General features: G+C 73.7%; 3 protein-coding genes. All 3 read left to right on the plus strand.

What is annotated here, in order from left to right:
- Positions 1–642: 642 nt before the first annotated feature.
- From ACF08W_RS03675 to ACF08W_RS03685, 3 genes are read left to right on the plus strand one after another with little or no spacing between them, the layout of a single operon-like run.
- The gene (locus ACF08W_RS03675; protein WP_392278274.1) at positions 643–6,132 is read left to right on the plus strand and encodes an SDR family NAD(P)-dependent oxidoreductase; all 5,490 of its coding nucleotides are present in this window, start codon (positions 643–645) and stop codon (positions 6,130–6,132) included.
- Entirely contained in the window at positions 6,129–12,494 is a 6,366-nt protein-coding gene (locus tag ACF08W_RS03680) for an amino acid adenylation domain-containing protein (RefSeq protein WP_392278275.1), read from the plus strand. Before ACF08W_RS03675 ends, ACF08W_RS03680 begins: the two co-directional genes overlap by 4 nt.
- Positions 12,491–20,248 (plus strand): amino acid adenylation domain-containing protein, encoded by a 7,758-nt coding sequence (locus ACF08W_RS03685; RefSeq protein ID WP_392278276.1) that lies wholly within the window; start codon positions 12,491–12,493, stop codon positions 20,246–20,248. Before ACF08W_RS03680 ends, ACF08W_RS03685 begins: the two co-directional genes overlap by 4 nt.
- Positions 20,249–20,253: the final 5 nt, after the last annotated feature.

Genomic DNA, 20,253 nt, shown 5'->3' on the forward strand with positions numbered 1-20,253 from the left:
GGTCCATGGGCGGGCCGTTCTGCCCGACGCCTGTCCGGTGAGGGCGCCGGTCCCTCGCTTGATGCCCACCGACTGGAACCCGGCCCGGCGGTGGTCGCGGAGCGCCACGGCGTTGGCGGCGGGACGGTGGTCGGCCGGTGACGACCGCGTTCCCGCATCAGCACATGGTCGGCGTGCCCACCACGTCGGAGCACAGCCGCTTCCTGGGATGACGTGCCATCAGAACCGTGCCGACGCACGCATGGTGGACGTCCGGCTGGGCCTCTGCTCGAACCGGATCGCTTCGACGGCCACTCCCTCGACGACAGCGGCCGGCATGCGCTCCCAGCCGTCCCGGAGCGATCCCCACGGCGCCCCCGGGCCCCGCGCGATCCTGCCGAGGATCTCGCCCTCGTCGTTTGACACGGGTCGCGGTACGGCCTTGCTTCCGGTCGGCCCCATGTCCCGCACCATCGCACGGAGTTGTTGCGGGTCGGACCGCGCGATGCGGTTGCAAACACGCGCGACGATGCAGGTTCCGGCACGAGGGAAGATCTTCACCGGTTGGCTGGTATTCACTGATGCCCGTCGTCCGGAGCGCCGGACTGGACGTACCGAGGGCGGGGTGCCAGGCACCTGCCACGTTTCGAGACTGGGTGGGGTATGTCGCTGCGCAGCGATCACATAGCTGTTGTCGGAATGGCCGCACGATTCCCGGGCGCCGATACCGCGGACGAGTTCTGGCGGAACCTCTGCGACGGTGTGGAGTCCGTCGAGTGGCGTACTCCCGAGGAGCTGCGCGAGGCGGGGGTGTCCGAGGCCGAGTACACCTCGGACACGTACGTGTCGGCCTCCTACTCGGCGTCGGAACTCGACGGCTTCGACCCGGGGTTCTTCGGCCTCACCCAGCGCGAGGCCGAGATCAAGGACCCGCAGCACCGCCTGTTCCTGGAACTCGCCAACACCGCCCTCGAGCACGCCGGTTACGACCACCGCCGCATGACGCGGCGGGTCGGGGTCTTCGGCGGCACCGCGAACAGTCCGTACCGCGAGGACTACGTGTACGAGAACGCGGCGGTCATGCGGGCCACCGGCGCCATGAGCGTCACCGTCGGCAACTACCCGGACTACGTCGCCCCGCTCGTCTCGTACAAGTTCGGGTTCCTGGGGCCGAGCATCTCCATTTACACGGCGTGCTCCACCTCGCTCGCCGCCGTTCACCTGGCCGCGCAGAGCCTGCGCAGCGGCGAGTGCGAGGTGGCTCTGGCCGGGGGCGCGCAGATCGACCTTCCGCTCGGCTCCGGCTACACGCACGCCGAAGGCAGCATCTACTCCGCCGACGGGCACGTGCGGCCGTTCGACGCGAACGCCAGCGGCACGATCTTCTCCAACGGCGGCGGCGTCGTGGTGCTCAAGCTCCTGGAGGACGCACTCAAGGACGGAGACACCATCCACGCCGTCATCCGCGGCTCCGCCGTGAACAACGACGGCGACGACCGGGCCGGTTTCACCGCCCCCGGTGTCCACGGCCAGACCGAACTCATCCTCGACGCACTCAGCGACGCCGAGGTCGACCCGCGGACGATCGGATACCTGGAGGCCCACGGCACCGGCACCGTCGTCGGGGACCCCATCGAGCTCAGCGCGATCACCGACGCGTACGCCCAGCACACCTCCGAGCGCGGCTTCTGCGCCCTCGCCTCGCTGAAGGGCAACGTCGGACACCTCGGTCCGGCGGCCGGCGTCGCCAGCCTGATCAAGGCGGCCTACGCCCTGCGCGAGGGGATCCTCCCGGCCAGCATCAACTGCACCGAGATCAACCCGGCCCTCGAACTCGACAAGACCCCCTTCCGTCTCCAGCGCGAGACCACGCGCTGGGAGCAGGACGGCACCCCGCTGCGTGCCGCGATCAGCTCCTTCGGTATCGGCGGCACCAACGCCCACGCCATCCTGGAGCGCGCCCCGGAGCCGGAGCGCCTGGCAGAGCCCGAGGACGACCGGGCCCACCACGTACTTCCGTTGTCGGCGCGCAGCGCGGACGCGCTGGAGCAGGTCGTCGCGGACCTGGCCGCACATCTGGAGACCGAGGGCGGCAACCTGGCGGACATCGCGGGCACGCTGCAGAACGGGCGCGGCCGGCACGACCACCGGCGCGCCGTCGTCGCGGCCACCCCCGAAGAGGCCGTCGCGGCCTTGCGCCGTCAGGGGAACCCCGCTCTCACCGTCGACGGCCGGGGCGGCAAGCCGCAGGAGGTCGCCTTCCTCTTCCCGGGCCAGGGAGCCCAGTACCCGGGCATGGCCCTGGGGCTGTACCGCACCCAGCCCGTCTACCGGGAAGCGCTGGACCGTTGCGCCGAGGTGCTCGACAAGGTGCTGGACGTCGATGTGCGCGGGCTGCTGCACGTCGAAGCCGACGGTGCCGGTGAAGGCGACGCCGCGGCGCAGCTCGCCGAGACCCGGATCACCCAGCCCGTGACCTTCGCCGTCGACTGGGCCCTGGCCCAGCTGTGGCAGTCCTGGGGGATCAGCCCGGCGGCCATGATCGGCCACAGCGTCGGCGAGTACGTGGCCGCCACCCTCGCCGGTGTCCTCGAACTGGAGGACGCCCTGCGGCTCGTGGCCGGTCGCGGTGCGCTGATGCAGGAGCTGCCGCGGGGCGCGATGCTCGCCCTGCCGCTCGACGCGGAGGCGGTACGCCCGCTGCTCGACGACCCGGAGCTGGCCGGCGAGGTCCAGCTCGCCGCGTCGAACTCGCCGTCGGCCAGCGTGGTCTCGGGCACCCGGGAGGGCGTGGACCGACTGCGCGAGATCCTGGCGGAGATGGGGCTCCAGGCGACCGTGCTGCGCACGTCGCACGCGTTCCACAGCCGGATGATGGACCCGGTCCTGGAGCAGTTCCGGGAGCTCGTCGCCTCGGTCCCGCTGTCGGCGCCCGCCCTCCCGTACATCTCGAACGTCACCGGTGACTGGATCACCGAGCAGGAGGCCACCGACCCCGACTACTGGGTCCGGCACCTGCGCGGCGAGGTCCGGTTCGCCGCCGGGCTGGACACGCTGGCCGAGCGGGGCGGGCTCGCGCTGCTCGAAGTGGGGGCGGGGCAGGCCCTGTCGTCCTTCGCCCGTCAGCACGCCATGGTCGACGGCGGCCAGGTCACCGCCGCCCAGACGCTGCGTTCCCCCGGCAAGAAGATCGACGACGGCGCCTTCGTCTTGGCCGCCGCCGCCCGGCTGTGGGCCTGCGGGGTGCCCCTCGACTGGGACCGCGTCACCGGCCGCCCGTACCGCAAGGTGCCGCTGCCCACCTACCCGTACGAGCGTCGCCGCTGCTGGGTCGACCCCGACCCCGGCACCGAGTCGCCCCAGAGCGTCCTGGCACGGCAGGAGGGTCTGAAGCCGCCGCTCCAGGCCCCGCTGTACGTGCCGGTGTGGATCGAGTCGCCGCACCAGCGGCACCGGGCGGGCAGCGCCCTCGGTGAGACCTGGCTGGTCATCACCGACGACGACACGCGCGGCCATGAGCTGATCGACGCCTGCCGGGCGACCGGTGCGTTCGTCACCCCCGCCGTCAGCGGCTTCGGCTTCTCCGACGACGGCGACGGCGACGGCTACGTCGTCGACCCCGACGACGTGATGAGCGTGCGCGAGCTGCTGGAAGCCGCCTGGGGCGCGGGGCAGGCGCCGGACCGGGTGCTGTACGCGGCAGGCGCGTTCACGGGCGCAGAAGAGGCGACGCCCGCGCTCGCCCAGCGGACCTACGACCGGCTGCTCCACCTCGCCCAGGGCCTGATCCGCGTCGCCCCCGAGAAGCTCGACCTGCTGGTGGTGACCGACCGGGCCCACGCCGTCACCGGATCCGAGAACACCGTGCCCTACGCGGCCACCGCACGCGGCCCGGTCATGGCGATCTCGACCGAGGTGACCGGGGTGCACGCCCGGCACCTCGATGTGCAGTCCACCGACGAGCCCGTCCGGCTGATCCGGAACATCGTGCGTGAACTCGGGCAGTCCACCGACGAGCACGTGGTGGCACGCGGCGCGCGCCGCTGGGTGCGCGACCACCGCCCGATCGACAACGAGCCGGCCGAGACCACCCTGCTGCGCGACGAGGGCGTCTACCTCGTCACCGGTGGCCTGGGCGGCCTCGGCCTCGAGATCGCCCGGGATCTCGCGGCCCGGCACCGGGCCCGCCTCGTCCTCGTCGGACGCAGCGCCCTGCCCGCGCCCGAGGAGTGGGACGCGGTCCTGGCCGACCCGGAGACCGGTGCGGAGACCCGGCGGCGCATCCTCGGCGTGCGGGACCTGGAGTCCCTCGGCGCCCAGGTGCTGGTGGGGACGGCCGACGCGGCGGACGAGGCCGCCATGGCCGCGGTCGTGCGCGCCGCACGGGAGCGCTTCGGCCCGGTCAACGGGGTGATCCACGCCGCCGGCCTGGCCGGTGGCGCGCTGATGGAGATCCACTCTCCGGAGGCCGCCGAGCCGGTGCTCAGCCCCAAGACGGCCGGCACGGTCCTGCTCGACCGTCTGCTCGGCGACGAGCCCGACTTCATCGCGCTGTTCTCCTCGGTCATCTCCATCTGCGGCGACTACGGCCACTCCGACTACACCGCGGCCAACGCCTTCATGGACGCCTTCGCCGCGTACCGCGACGGCTCCGGCCCGTATGTCGTGTCCATCAACTGGGCCGGCTGGAGCGAGGTCGGCATGGTGGCCGACGGCAACCTGTCCCAGGGGATCAAGGAGCTGGTGCGCGCCCGCAGCATCCCGCTCGGCCACCCGCTCACGCACCGCCGGTACGACGACGACGTGACCCTGCGCGAGTACGAGAGCGAATTCCGGCCCGGCTCCCACTGGGTGCTGACCGACCACCAGCTCGACGGCGTCGGGGTCATGCCCGGCACCAGCCTGCTGGAGATGGTCCGCGAGGCGGTGCGGGACACCACGGACGCCGAGAACATCACCCTGTCCGAGGTCATCTTCATCGACCCGCTCGCGGTCCCCGAAGCCACCACCATCCGGATCCAGCTCACCCCCGACGGGGACGACGGCTGGGGCTTCGAGGTGACGGCCCACAGCGTCGACGGCGGCGGTGGCCGCCGCGTGCACTGCCGGGGCAGGGCGGGCGTCCACACCGGCGCCGCACCTGCCGCGGTCGACCTCGACGCACTGCGCGCCTCGCTGCGGGAGGTGGACCTCACCGGTCTCGACGAGTCGGAGGTGGGTGTCATGACGTACGGGCCCCGCTGGGACGTCGTCACCTCCTACCACCACGGCGAGGGCGGCCAGGGGCTGGCGGAACTGACGCTGCCGCAGGAGCTGCACGCCGACACCGAGGGCCTCGTCATCAATCCGTCCCTGCTGGACCGGGCCACGTCCTTCGGCACGGGCGGTCTCGACGACCACAACTACCTCCCGTTCACCTACCGTTCCGTCACCGTCCTGCGTCCCATGCCGACGCACTGCTGGGCCGTCCAGCGGATCCACAGCGACCCGCAGCGCTCCGACTTCCTGGACGTCGACGTCACCGTCACCGACGAGACGGGTCGGCCCTGCGTGGTCATCGAGGGCTACACGATGCGTTCCGTACGCCTCGACGCCACGCAGCCCACCGGCGGCGCCCAGGCACCGGACCGGTCGGAGCCCTCGCAGCGGCCCAGCGACCGGCTGCGCACCGTCGAGGGCCAGGAGATCTTCCGCCGCATCCTGGCCCAGCGTCCCGGCGCACAGGTCGTCGTCTGCCCCGAGGGGCTGTTCAGCCGCCTGGCCCGGTCCCGCTCCTTCGGCACGGCCGAGCTGAGCAAGGCCGGGACCTCCTTCGCCGACGGCCAGGCCGCCCGCACCCTCGACACCCCGTACATCGCGCCGGAGACCGAGGTCGAGCAGGTTCTCAGCCGGCTGTGGGGCGAGGCCCTGGGCGTGGCGGAGGTCGGCATCGACGACGAGTTCTTCGCGATCGGCGGCTCCTCGCTCGTCGCGGTGCAGCTCATCGCGCGCATCGCCGACAGGCTGACGGTCCGGCTGTCCGTCGCCGACCTCTTCGAGTACGTGACCGTGCGGGCCCTGGCGGGCTTCGTCGAGTCCCGGCTGGTCGAGGCCCTGGGGAAGATGAGCGACGAGGAGGCCCGGGCCATGCTGGAGCGCGGGGAGAAGGCATGACCACGGGGCCCGGCTCCCTCTCCCCGGCGAAGCAGGCGCTGCTCGCCCAACTGCTGGCGGGCGGGAACACCGCTCTCGCCCGCCCGCAGGGGCCGGTCGCCTCGGGCGGCCTCCCCGAGGAGGTGCCACTGACCCCGGCCCAGGAGCGCATCTGGCTGGCGGACCAACTGGCCGGTGAAGCACCGCTGTTCACGCTGGGGTTCACCGCCCGCCCGGAGCGGCGCATCACGGTCTCCGAGGCCCGACTGCTGCTGGAGAGCCTGGTCTCCCGGCATGCGGCGCTGCGGTCACGGGTGGTCGTCACCGACGACGGACCCGTCATCCGGTTCCGCCCGGCGAGCGACTTCCGCGTCGAGCACGTCGAGCTGGGCCCCGAGGCCGACCCCGCGACCGCGCGGCGCCTGGCCGAGCTGGAGCGGGAATGGCTGGGACACCGGTTCGACCTGACCGGGGAACCCCTCTTCCGGCTGGGTCTCGTGACCTTCCCCGACGCCATGCCCCGCGTGCTGGTCGCCGTCCACCACCTGACGGTGGACGCGGTGTCCCTCCAGGTCATCCTGATGTTCGCGCTGACGCGCGGGGCCGGCTCCGGCTCGGGGCTCGACTATCCCGACCTCGCGGTATGGGAGGCAAGCGCGGCGCGCAAGGCACACCGCCGGCATCAGGTCGAGGAAGCCGTCGCCGCCCTGTCCGGCGCACCGGATCCGGTGGCGTTGCCGCCCGACCTGGTCCCGCCCGCCGAGCCGGACTTCGCGGCCGGTATCCACCCCATCGCGCTCCCCGTCGAACTGTCCGACCAGGTACGGGAGACCGCCCGCCGGTCCGGGCTGATGGACCAGATGGTGATGCTCGCCGTGTGGGCGGTGCTCGTCGCCCGCTGGAGCGGCCGGTCCGATCTGGTGCTCGGCATGCCCGTCTCCGGGCGCGACTCCGAGGGTTCGCTCGGGGTGGTGGGCCTGTTCATCAACACCATGGTGCTCCGTGTCACCGTGTCCCCCGAGGAGCCGGTGTCGGCCCTGTTCGAGCAGGTCCGCTCGCGGATCACCGAGGCGCTGCGACACCAGGACGCTCCCTTCAACGAGGTGATGGCCGAGGTCTACGGGCGGGGCGCCCGGATCGGCGTGATCTTCAACAAGTACGCCGTCGACCCGGCGTTCTCCACGCTGGAGGCGGGTCTGCCCCGGACGGCGGCGGAGAACGGTGTGGCCCTGGAGATCTCCGACGACGGGCGCGTCATGCGCCCGCGGCTGATCTTCCAGAAGGAGTGCTACAGCGAGGAGAGCATGGCCGCCCTGGGCCGGCGCTACACCGAACTGCTGCGCGCCGCCTGCGCGCGACCGCAGCGGACGGTGGGCGCGCTCGGCTCACGGGCGGCGGCGGCCCGGCCGTCGACCGGGGCTCCGACGGTCACGCGGGAGCGGGCCACGATGGTGGAGCTGCTGGGCCGCACCCCCGGACGGACCGCCGTCGAGACGGACGGCGGGACGCTCTCGTACGGCGAACTCCGCGACCGCGTCGCCTCGTTGCGCGACCGCCTGCTCGCGGCCGGGGTCCGGCCCGGACAGCCGGTCGCGGTGCGCACCGCGCGCTCGGTGAACTCCGTGGTGGCGCTGCTGGCCGTCCTGGACGCCGCGGCCGTCTACGTACCCGTTCCCCCGGACACCCCGCGGGGCAGGAGCGAGCAGATCCTCGCCGCCGCCCGCCCGGGCGTCCAGATCACGGAAGCGGAACACCACGGTGCCCCGGCGGAGCTGGTGATCACGGGGGAGAGCGCCGGCGGGCGGCCCCGACGGCCCGTTCCCATGGCCGAGTCGTGCGACCGGGCAGGCGGGTACTGCCTGTACACCTCCGGGTCCACCGGGCGCCCCAGGGGCGTGCTCGTCCGGCGCGCCGCGCTGCTGGCGCACGCCGCGTCGGCGGCGTTCGCGTACGGCATCACCGAGGACGACCGGTACCTCCAGTTCTCGGGGCACGGCTTCGACGTATGGATCGAGCAGGCCGTGGTGGCCCTGACCACGGGGGCGACCATGGTGCTGCGGGGCGACGACCTGTGGGACCCGGCGGACTTCGCGGCCGCGGTGGCCGCCCGCCGGATTACCGTGGCCAACCTCCCCACCCCGTACTGGCACGAGCTGTGCGCCCGGGGGAGCGCGGTCCTGGAGCCGTTGGCCGAGGGGCCGCTGCGCGAACTGCTCGTCGGGGGAGAGGCACTGGACCAGGGTGCGCTGGACACCTGGTTCGGCCATGTCTCCGCGACCCCGCGGCTCAACAACGTCTACGGCCCGACGGAGACCGTCATCACCGCCGTGCACGGCGGGCTGGATCCGCAGGACGCGCGCTGGGCGTGCGTGCCGCTGGGCACGGCGATGCCGGGGCGCCACGCCCAGGTGCTGGACCGGGAGGCCCGTCCGGCGGAGGAGGGCGCCGTCGGCGAGCTCTTCCTCGGCGGACTCGTCGCCGAGGGCTATCCGGACGACCCCCGAACCACGGCCCTGCGCTTTCTGCCCGACCCCCGGGCGGGGGGCGGGCGGCGGATGTACCGCACCGGCGACGTCGTGCGCCTGCGGCACGACGGCCGCCTGGAGTTCCGGGGCCGCCGGGACGGCCAGGTGAAGCTGTCCGGCATCCGTACGGAGCTCGGCGAGGTCGAATCCGTACTGCGCGGGCACCCGCGGGTCAACGAGGCGGTGGTGCTGCTGCGCACGCGGCCGCAGCCCCATCTGGTCGCCTGGGCCCGGTGCGAGGCCGGGACCGCCGTGGACGAGGCCGAACTGCGCACCCTCGCCGCCGCCCACCTGCCGTCCGCCGCCGTCCCGCGATGGATCAGGATCACCTCCGCCCTCCCGCTCACCTCGGGCGGCAAGGTCGACCGGGCGGCGCTGAGGGCCACCGCGGATCGGGAGTCGCCGTCCGGGACCGCGCTGCCCGCGGACCCGGCCGACGGGATCACCGGTGAGCTGCTCCGGATCTGGGGCGAACTGCTCGGCAGGGCGGACATCCGGGCGGAGGACGACTTCTTCGCGCTCGGCGGCAGCTCCCTGCTGGCCACCCGGGTCGCCGCGGTCTGCACCGAACGCTTCGGCCGCCGGGTGTCCCTGGCGACCGTCTTCCACCACCCCGTACTGCGCGAACTCGCCGCCCGTATCCGCCGGATCCCGGCGAGCGATCCCGGGACCGGGAACACCGCCGCGGACGCGCTCCCGGAACCGAGGCGCCCCGAGGCGGACGCCCTTGTCGCGCTCTCCGCCACCCAGCGGCGGTTCCTCTTCCTGTCCCGCTACTCCGCCGAGCCACAGGCGTACACCATCCCCATCGGCCTGCGGATCGACGGGCCGCTGGATGTCGACGCCCTGGCCGGCGCGGTCCAGGACGTCCTGGGCGCGCACGAGTCGCTGCGGCTGTCCGTCCGTATGACGGCGCAGGGGCCACAGGGCCGTGTCCTGCCGGTGAGCGGGGACCGGATACGGGCCGACCTGGAGCCGCGCCGGTGCGACTCCTGGGCACAGTGCCGTGAGCAGGCGGCCGAACTGGCGGCGCTCCCGATCGACCTGGCCGAAGGACCGGTGCGTGCGGCGCTGCTGTCCGACGGCGCCCGCCACCTGTTGCTGCTGTGCGTGCACCACATCGCGTGCGACGGCGAGTCCGTCGGGACGATCGTGCGCGGGCTCGTACGCCGCTGCGCGGCACACACCGCGCGGGACGCCCCGCACGGCACGGAGCCGATGCCCATGGCCGTGCAGTACAGCGATGTGGCCGGACGGCAGGAGGCCGGACTCGCCGCGTCGGCGGCCGACATGCTGCGGCGCCGGGCGGCGGCGCTGGAAGGCGTGCGCCCGCTGGAGGCGCTGAGCCCGAGGGACGGCTTCGACCACAGGGGCGCGGTCACCGAGGTGGCCTTCGAGAGCGACGCGCTCACCCGCGCCGCCGCCCGGACCGCTGCCACCCCGAACGCCGTCATGGTCGCGCTGTGGCAGCTCGCGGTGTACCGGTGGACGGGGCAGGACGGCTTCGCGGTGGGGCTGCCGGTCTCCCTGCGCACCCGCGAGGACCAGCACGAGGTGGTGGGCCCGCTGCTCAACACCGTCGCGGTGAAGGCCCACTTCCCGGCCACGGGTTCCCTCGCCGACCATGTCGGGCACACCCAGCGGCTGCTGGCCGAGGCGTACGAGGACAGCTCCCTGCCGTTCGAGCAACTGGCCCGGGAGGTCGCGCCGGAGCGGGACACCGCCGCCATGCCGCTGTTCCAGACCCTGGTCGCCTGGGAGGGCAGCCGGGGCGAGGTGAGCGTCGGCGACACCGTGTTCCGCGCCGAGGAGCCGGACTCCCGGACCACCCAGTTCCCGCTCGCGCTGGAGGTGTACGAGGAGGGGGAGCGGATCAGGGCCCAGGTGCGCTACAGCACCACCCTGGTCGGGGACGGCGACGCCCGCTTCCTCGCCCGGTCGGTCGGCGCACTGCTGCGCGTGCTCGACGAGGACCCGTGGCGCCCCCTGCACGACCTCGGCACCGGGGACGCCGAGCCACCCGCGTTCACGGACAACCCCCCGGCCGGGGACTTCCGTTCCCTGCCGGGGCTGATCGCGGACCTGCCCGGCGACCGGCCCGCGGTGGCGGACGGCCGCCGGGAGCTGACCCACGCCCAGCTCGAACGCGAAGTCGCCGAAGCGGCGGCCGAGTTGACGGCGATGGGGGTCGGGCGTGGTGACCGGGTGTGCACCTTCCTGCCCAGGACCGCGGAGACGGTCGTCGCCCTGCTGGCGATCATGCGCTGCGGCGCCGTGTACGTCCCCGTCGACCGGCGGACCCCCCGCGGGCGCGTCCGCCACATCGTCGAACGGTCCGGCGCACCGGTCGTCGTCGTGCACGCCGACGACGCGTCGGCGGCCGGAGAACTCCCCCCGTACGTCCGTGTGCTGCCCCTGGAAGCCCGGGACGCGCGGGATGCCACCGGGGTGCCGCCGGTCTCCGTCCCGGACTTCCGGGTGGTACCGGGCGACGCCGCGTACCTCGTCTTTACCTCGGGATCGACCGGTGTCCCCAAGGCCGTGGTGGTGGGACACGGGGAGCTCGCGGCGTTCCGCGAGGCCATCGCTCCCACGTGGGGGCCGGACGAGACGCTGATCGCGGTGACCACCGTCGGGTTCGACGTGTCCGTACTGGAGCTCCTGGTCGCCCTGTCGCTGGGTGCCCGCGTGGTGCTCCACGACAGCGGCCCGGTCTTCGACCCCGCGGGACTCGCCGCGCACATCGACCGGGTGAGGGCCACCCGCATGTACTCGGTGCCCAGCCTCTGGGAGCAGTTGCTCGCCACCGACGCGGACCTGGCCGGAATGACCGGCGGCTGCGGTGGCGAACCGCTCAGCCCCGCCCTCGCCGAGCGCGCCCACCGCCGGGGAGTGCGGCTGCACAATCTCTACGGGCCGACGGAGACGGTGATCTGGGCCACGGACCAGCCCGTCGACGACCTCCCGTCCCCGCCGACGACGGCGCGGGAGACCACGCGTCGGCGCGTCCCGGTCGGACGCGCCGTGCCCGGAGTCGTCCCCCATGTGCTCGACCAGTGGCTGCGGCCCGCGCGGACGGGCGCCGAGGGGGAGCTGTACCTCGCCGGCCGGACCGTCGCGCAGGGGTACGACCAGGACCCCGCGGCCACCGCCCTGCGTTTCGTGCCCGACCCCTTCGGTCCGGCCGGTGCGCGGATGTACCGCACCGGCGACCGGATGCGCGGGCTCCCGGACGGGGCCCTGGAATTCCTCGGCCGCGTCGACGACCAGGTCAAGGTGCGGGGCTTCCGAGTCGAGCCCGGCGAGATCGAGGCCGTGCTCACCGGCCATCCGCAGGTACGGGAAGCCGCCGTGGCCGTCCGCGACGGGCGGCTGATCGCCCACGTGGTCCCGGGCGAGGGGAAACCCACGCGGGAGGATGTGCGCGGATACGTCGCCGAACGGCTGCCCGCCCACATGGTTCCCGCGGTCGGATTCATCGACGCCCTGCCGCTCACCCCCAGCGGGAAGACCGACCGCAAGGCCCTGCCGGACCCCCGGTCGGCCGAACCCGAGGCGGAAGCACCGCCCGTCGGCGCGGTCGAGCAGGTCCTCGCGGAGATCTGGTCCGGGACGCTCTCCGTCGCCGCCCCGGGACGCGAGAGCAACTTCTTCGACCTGGGCGGGGACTCCATCAGCGCCCTGCGCATCGTCGACCGCATCCGTCGTGTGCTGCGCACCGAACTGTCCGTGACGGACGTCTTCGACGCCCAGACCATCGCACAGCAGTCCGCGAAGATCCGCGCGGCCAACCCGAACGCCGAGCGCGTGGCGAAGGTGGCCGAACAACTGCTCCTGTCCGCAAAGGCGAACCCATGACCGACGTCTTCGACGATCCCGAGTTCCTGCGCCGGCTCGACGCCGAGATGCAGGCTCATGGACTCGACCAGGAATCCGCCACGCGTGCCGGTGCAGCCGTCCCGGGTTCCGGCGAAGCTCCGGACGGCGGCGCCGCGATCGCCTCCCGGCTGACCCCGGCCGAGACCCGATTGTGGTTCCTGCACCGTCTGGACCCGGACAGCGCGGCGTACAACATCGCGGCCGGTGTGCGTCTCTCCGGACCTCTGGACGTCCGGCGGCTGTGCGACGCCTTCACCGCGGTGGTCTCCCGGTACGAGGCCCTGCGCACGGTCTTCGAGGACGAGCGCGGCCATCCCCGGGCCCGGGTGCTGAGCCCGCTCGACCTGTCCCCGGAGACGGTCCTCGGTGAGGACTTCGCCTCCCCCGGGGAGGCTCATCAGTGGCTGGCCGGACAGGCCCGCCGCCCGTTCGACCTCGCGGGCGGCCCGCTCGCACGGCTGGTCGTGGCCCGCGCCGGGGAGAACGAGCATCTGGTCGGTCTCTGCGTCCACCACATCGTGGGCGACGGCGACAGCCTCGACCTGATCATCGCGCAGATGTTCGGGCAGTACATGGGCGCCCCGGCGGGGCCCGTGGTCCCGCGCCGGGTGACCGGACCGGCGGTGGTCGAGCAGCGGGAACTGGACTGGTGGCGCGCGCGGGTGGCGGACGCCCCCACCGTCGTCGAGCTGCCCTCGGACCACCCGCGCCCCGCGGTACGGGGCAACAACGGACGCCGCATCGAGCGCCTGCTCGACGCGGAGCTGACCTCGGGCATCGCCGGGTTCGCCCGCGAACTGCGCGTCACCTCCTCGTCCGTGCATCTGGCGCTCTACCGCTACCTGCTCCAGGTCCTCACCGGTGAGCGGGACCTGCTGATCGGCTGCCCCGTCACCACCCGGCGGGCCGAGGACGCCCCCCACGTCGGGAACTTCGTGAACATGGTGTGCCTGCGCACACCGCTCGCGGACGACCCGCGCGTCCGCGAGCTCGTCGCCCGCGAACACCGCTCGACGAGTGAAGCGGTGTCCCACCGCGACCTGCCCTTCGAGCGGCTGGTGGAGGCGTTGGACGTCGAACGGGAGCGCAGCCGGCCGCCGCTCGTCCAGGCCGTGTTCAGCCACCGTCGTACGGAGACCGGCGCCGGGGAACTGCCCGGTGGGCTCCTCGCCGAGCGCCTCGAAGTCGACCTGGGCATCTCGAAGTTCGACCTCACACTCACCGTCGAGGACGCCGTCGACGGCACGCGCCTGTACCTGGAGTACGACAGCGACCTCGTCCGGGCCACCACGGCCCGTGCCTGGCTGGCCTGCTACGAGGCACTGCTCACCGGAGCCGTCGCGGCCCCCGACGCCGCCCTGTCCACGCTCGGATTCGGCGCCCCGGCGCCGCTCCCCGTCGGCACCCGCCGCACGCCGCCGCGTCCCGGCCCTCGCGGCGTCGTCGGCTGGTTCGAGGAGCAGGCCGCCGCCTACCCGGAGCGCGAGGCCGTCGTGCACGGCTCCACCCGCACCGACTACGGCGACCTGAACCGGCGGGCCGAGGCACTGGCCCAGCGCATCGGCCGCCGGGCGACCGACCCGCGCGTCCCGGTCGCGGTCCTGACCCGGCGCGGCACCGACCTCGTCGTGGCGATGCTGGCCGTGGCCAAGGCCGGGCTCACCGCGCTGCCGCTGGACGAGGAGCACCCGAGGCTGCGGCTCCGCTCGCTGCTCCAGGACGCGGGCTGCACCGTCCTCGTGGGCGATCCCTCCCTCGCGGACTGGGCCGGAGCAGGCCACCTCGACGTCATCCCGCCGGACGGGACGGAGGACGACTCGACCGCCCGGGACTTCGCACCCCACCCCGTGACCCCGGGCACCCCCCTCTACCGCATCTACACCTCCGGCTCCACCGGCGCCCCCAAGGGCGTCACCGTGACCCACGGGAATCTCGCCTCCCTGCTGACCGAGGGCCGCACCGCACTGGGGTACGGGGAGGCCGACCGGTGGACGCTGTTCCACTCGATCGCCTTCGACTTCTCGGTCTGGGAGATATGGGGCCCGCTGACCTCCGGCGGCACCGTCGTGGTCGTCGACCGGGACACCGCCCGCGCCCCCGACCGGTTCCTGAAGCTCCTCATCGACGAGCGCGTGAGCGTGCTCAACCAGACCCCGACCGCCTTCGACTCGCTGGTCCACCTCTGGGCGGGCACGCACGCCCCCTTCCCCGCCGCGCTGCGCACCGTCGTCTTCGGCGGCGAGGCGCTCAGGCCGACCGCGCTGCGGCCGTGGTTCCGGCTGCCGGTCGCCGACCTGCCACGGCTGGTCAACATGTACGGGATCACCGAGACGACCGTCCATGTGACCCTGCGGGAGATCACCCGGGCGGACGCGGACCGGCCCACGACCGGCAGCCCGATCGGCGTCCCGCTGCCGCACCTGGCCGCCTACGTGCTCGACCCCTGGGGACGCACGCTGCCGCCCGGAATCCCCGGTGAGCTGTACGTCGGCGGCGCCGGCGTCGCCCAGGGCTACGCGGGACGGGAGGCGCTGACCGGCACCCGGTTCGTACCGGACCCCTTCGCGGCCGACGGCACCCCGATGTACCGCACGGGCGACCGCGTCCGGCTGCTCGCCGACGGCGAACTGGAGTACCTGGGCCGCGCGGACGCCCAGGTGAAGGTGCGCGGCTTCCGCGTCGAGCCCGGCGAGGTCGAAGCGGCCGTGACCGCCCACCCCGCCGTCGCCGCGACCGGTGTGGTCGCGGACGAGGGCCGGCTGATCGCCTTCGTCGTCCCCGCGCACGACGGCCTGGACGCCGCGGAACTGCGGGCCCATCTGGCGGCCCGGCTTCCCGCGCACATGGTTCCCGTCCTCACCCTGGCCACGGACCTGCCCCGCACGGTCAACGGCAAACTGGACCGCCGCGCACTGCGGGAGAACGCCCGGAAGGTACACCTGGCCGAAGCCGTCCGGTCCGCGTACCGGGCCCCCCGCGGAGCGTCCGAGGAGACCGTCGCCGCGATCTGGGCCGAGGTGCTCCACAGCGAGCGGGTGGGGGCGGACGACAACTTCTTCGAGCTCGGCGGCGACTCGATCCGCGCCGTACAGGTCGCCGCACTCGCCCAGGAGAAGGGGCTGGGGATCTCCGTCGCGGATGTCTTCGCCGCCCAGACCGTGGCCGAACTCGCCGTCCTCGCAGCGGAGCCGGCCGCCCGGAAACACACCGGCACCCGCCCCTTCGAGCTGACCGCCCCCGCCGACCGGCCGCTGCTCCCCGAGAGCTGCGAGGACGCCTACCCGCTGACCCTGCTCCAGCAGGGCATGGTCTTCCACCAGCTCGACGACGCCGCCTATCTGAACGTGACCGGAGTGGCGGTGCGCGCCGCACTGGACGAGGGCCTGCTCCGTGCCGCCGTGCGTCGGGTGATGGCACGCCACGCCGTCCTGCGTACGTCCTTCGACCTGTCCTCCTACAGCGAGCCCCTCCAACTCGTCCACCGCTCGGTCGAACCACCGGTGACCGTGGTCGACCTGCGGGACCGGAACGGGGCGCCACCGGCCCCCGACGACGCCGCCACCCGCGTGGACGCGTGGATGCGCGAGGAGCGGGGGCGGACCCTGGACCTCGGGAACGCTCCGCTCTTCCGCATCACCGTGCACCGGGCCGACAGGGACCTGTTCTGGTTCTGCGTCACCGAATGCCACGCCATCCTCGACGGCTGGAGCTTCACCTCGACGGTCTCCGAGATCCTCGGCACGTACGGAACCCTGCTCGCCGGCGGCGAGCCGCCCGCCGCCGAGGCCCCCGCGACACTGTTCCGCGACTTCGTGGCCGACGAACGCAAGGCCCTCGACGACCCGGCGGCACGTGCGTTCTGGCAGGAGGCCCTGGCCGGGGCCGAGCCGCTGGAGCTGCCCGTCCGGCGCGGCGAGCGGTCCGCCGCCGCCGAACGGCGCGTCGTCCCGTTGCCGCTCGACGTCCAGCGGGGCCTCGAACGGCTCGCCGGCCGGCTGGGAGCCCCCGTCAAGGACGTCCTGCTCGCCGCGCACGTCGCCGTACTCGCCCTGTGGACCGGCCGGGACGACGTGCTCACCGGCCTGGTCGTCAACGGCCGCCCGGAAACGGCCGGAGCCGAGGACACCCGGGGCATGTACCTCAACACCCTTCCCGTGCGGCTGCGGACGGCGGGCCTCACCGGCACCACCCTGGCCAAGGAGTGCTTCCGCGCCGAGACCGCGCTGCTGCGCCACCGCACCTACCCCGGGGCGGCACTGGAGCGCCGCAGCGCACACGGCCCGCTGATCAACGCGGTCTTCAACTACACCCGCTTCCACGCCCTCGGGGAACTCCACAAGGACGCACCGGGCTCGTCGGCGGTCCGGCTCTCCGGGGAGTTCCAGGAGATCGCCCCGACCAACTATCCGCTGTACGTCTCCTTCGACCACGGGACCGACGAGGCACACGGCCACCTGGCGCTCCTCATGGCCGCCTCCCCTCGCCACTTCGCACCGTGGGAGACGGACCAGCTGGTGGAGCTGTACCGGTCGGCGCTGAAATGGCTGGCCACCGAGCCCGAGGAGCCGCTGTCCTCCCGCCATGTCCTCGGACCGGACGCGCGGCGCACGGTCCTGAACGAGTGGGGCCGGGGCCGGCCCGGCACCCCCTCCCCGCTCCCCGTTCCGGACCGTATCCGGACCAGAGCGGCGGAGCGGCCCACGGCTCCCGCCGTCACGGACGCCCGGGGCACGCACACGTACGCCGGACTCGCCGCGGCCGCGGCCCGGATGGCGGACGGCCTGCGCGCCGCGGGAGTCGAGCCGGGCGACCCGGTCGCCGTCTGCCTGCCCCGGTGCATGGAACTGATCGCCGCGGTCGTCGCCGTATGGCGGTGCGGCGGTGTGTACGTGCCGCTGGACCCCGCGCAGCCCGCCGCCCGCACCGGACTCATCGGTGAAGCGGCCCGGCCGCGCGCCGTCGTGGTGGACGCGCGGACCCGGGACCGGGCACCGCACGGTGCCGCCGTGGTCCGGGCGGACGCACCGTCCGGGGGGCGGCCGGGCGCGGCCGACGCGGCCGTGCTTCCCGAGGCCGTCGCGTACGAGATGTTCACCTCCGGCTCCACCGGACGCCCCAAGGGGGTGGCCGTCTCCCATCGGGCGCTGGCGGTGTTCGCCGACGCCGTGACCGGGGAGTGGAGCAGCGCGGACAGCGTGCTGGCCGTCACCACCGCCGGATTCGACATCTCGATCGTGGAGCTGCTGCTCCCGCTGACGGTAGGGGCCCGCCTCGTACTGCACGACACCGGTGGCGTGCTCGACCCGGACGCCCTGATGACGGCCCTGCGCACCGCCGGTACCGGTCTGTTGCAGGCCACCCCGACCGTCTGGGGCGCGCTCGCCGACACCCCGGGCGACCTGGCGGGGCTGCGCGGCTGGTGCGGCGGCGAGGCGCTGCCCGCGCCCGTCGCCGAGACCCTGCTCCAACGCGGGGTGCGCCTGGAGAACTGGTACGGCCCCACCGAGACCACCATTTGGTCCTCGGCGCTGGAGGTGACGGACGCCCACCTGGACCGGGGCGTGGTGCCGATCGGCCGCCCCCTGCCGGGGGAGCGGATGTACGTGCTCGACGAGGCGCTGTCCCCGGTGCCGGCGGGCGTCGTGGGCGACCTCCACATCGGTGGCGGCGGCCTGGCCCAGGGATACGTGGACCAGCCGGGCACGACTGCGGCGCGCTTCGTCCCCGACCCGTTCGCGGGCGATGGCACCCGCATGTACCGCACCGGCGACCGGGCCCGGTGGCGCACCGACGGCGTGCTGGAATTCCGGGGCCGTGACGACGACCAGGTCAAGGTGCGCGGCGTACGCGTCGAGGTGGCGGACGTCGAGTCCGTCGTACGCTCCCATCCGGCCGTCCAGCAGGTCGGCGTCGTCCTGCGCGACGAGCGGCTCATCGCCTACACCACCGCCCGGCCCGGTGCCGAGGACGCCTTCGACGCGGCGGAGGTACGCCGCCACGCGGCCCGGACCCTTCCCGCCCCGGTGGTCCCCGCGGTCGTCCGCGTCGCCCGACTGCCGTTCAACGCCAACGGAAAGGTGGACCGCAAGGCGCTGCGTACCGTGGAGGTCGCCGACGACCCGGGCCGGGGCACCGACCGCGCCGGGCACGTCGCGCCGCGGACACCGATGGAGACCCGGCTCGCACGCGTCTGGCAGGACGTGCTCGGCGTCGAAGCGGTGGGCCGGACCGCCGACTTCTTCGATCTGGGCGGTGACTCGCTGCGGGCCCTCCGGCTGGTCGCCAAGGCGGCCGGCCAGGGCATCACGCTCAGCCCGGCCGACCTGTTCCGCCACCCCGTGCTCGCCGACCTCGCCGCCGTGGCCGCGACGGCGGGGCCTGCCCCCGCGACCGCGTTCGACGACGGGCCGGGTCCGGTGCCGATCCTGCCGAGGGCCCGGGTGTTCCTCGAGCGGACCGGCGACGATCCGGCGCTGGAGCAGCTGTGCCAGTACCTGGAGCTGGACACGGATCTGGCCCCGGAGGCGGTCCGCACCGCCCTGGAGTGGGTCGCGCGGCGCCACAGCGCGCTCCGCATGCGCTGGCAGCACACGGCGGAGGGCTGGCGGCAGTACCTCGCCGAACGGCCCGACCTCGTCACCTTCCAGGTCCTCGATCTGCGGGAGCGGTCCGCGGCCGAACGCGACGAACGGCTCGCGGAGCTGGAACGCACCGTCCGGGCGGTGACCGCACTGGAACACGAACCGCCGTGGTCGGTGACGCTGGTCCGGCTGCGCCCCGGCCGCAGCAGGCTCCTGTTCGCCGTCCACCACCTCGTCGTCGACGGCTACTCGTGGCAGCAGCTGATGGAGGACTTCCACCACGCGTACGGAAACGCCGTGCTGGGCGAGGAGTCGGACGACGCCCCGGTGCCGGGCTTCGCCGCCTGGGCGCGCGCCTCGGTCGCCGCCGCACACCGCCCCGAGGTGCAGGAGCTGGCCGGGCACTGGGCGCGGGTGCTGGACGGGTTCCGGCCCGTTCCCGTGGACCGCGACCCGGGCCCCCCGACCCGCGGTGACCAGTGGAAGCTGCCGCTCTCCCTGGCCCCGGCCGCCACCGCCCGGCTGCGGGAACTGCGCGACGACGAGGGCCGCCCCCTGATGGAGGCCGTGCTGTCCACCGCGCTGGCACGGGCCTACCACCGCTGGGCCGACGGCCGGCCCCTGCTGCTCGGCATCCTCACCCAGGGCCGGGACGGGTACGGCGCGGTGGCGGGCCCCGAACCCGACCCCAGCGGTGCCGTCGGCTGGTACACCGGGATGTTCCCGGTCCGCGTCGACGCCGTACCGGAGGAGACACCGCACGAGGCCCTGCGGCGGGTCGGCGGACTGCTGCCCGGCCGCCCGCTGCTGCGTAACTCCTTCGGCCTGCTGCGCTACCTCGCTGACGGGACCCCCGGCGCGCAGGTGCTGCGGCACCTGAGCCAACCCCAGATCCACCTGAACTACTACGGAGAGCGCTCGCCGCACCATCTGCTGACCCAGCAGCCGTCCGTACGCCTCCTGGACCCGCCGCCCGCACCCATGCAGGACGCCGAGGCACAGCCGGAGGCACTCATCGAGGTCGTCCTGGAAATCGTCGACGGCGTCCTCGAAGGTTCCGTCTGCTACAGCCACCGGCACTTCACCCGCCACCGGATCGCCCGGTTCTCCGCCTGCATCCAGCAAGAGCTCACCGCGCTCGCACAACTCTGAGAAGG

The organism is Streptomyces sp. NPDC015144, assembly GCF_043079735.1.
In the GTDB taxonomy this organism is placed as follows: Bacteria; Actinomycetota; Actinomycetes; order Streptomycetales; family Streptomycetaceae; genus Streptomyces.

Coding starts and splice junctions, on each gene's coding strand:
- ACF08W_RS03675 (WP_392278274.1), top strand. CDS start 643: ATGTCGCTGCGCAGCGATCACATAGCTGTTGTCGGAATGGCCGCACGA.
- ACF08W_RS03680 (WP_392278275.1), top strand. CDS start 6,129: ATGACCACGGGGCCCGGCTCCCTCTCCCCGGCGAAGCAGGCGCTGCTC.
- ACF08W_RS03685 (WP_392278276.1), top strand. CDS start 12,491: ATGACCGACGTCTTCGACGATCCCGAGTTCCTGCGCCGGCTCGACGCC.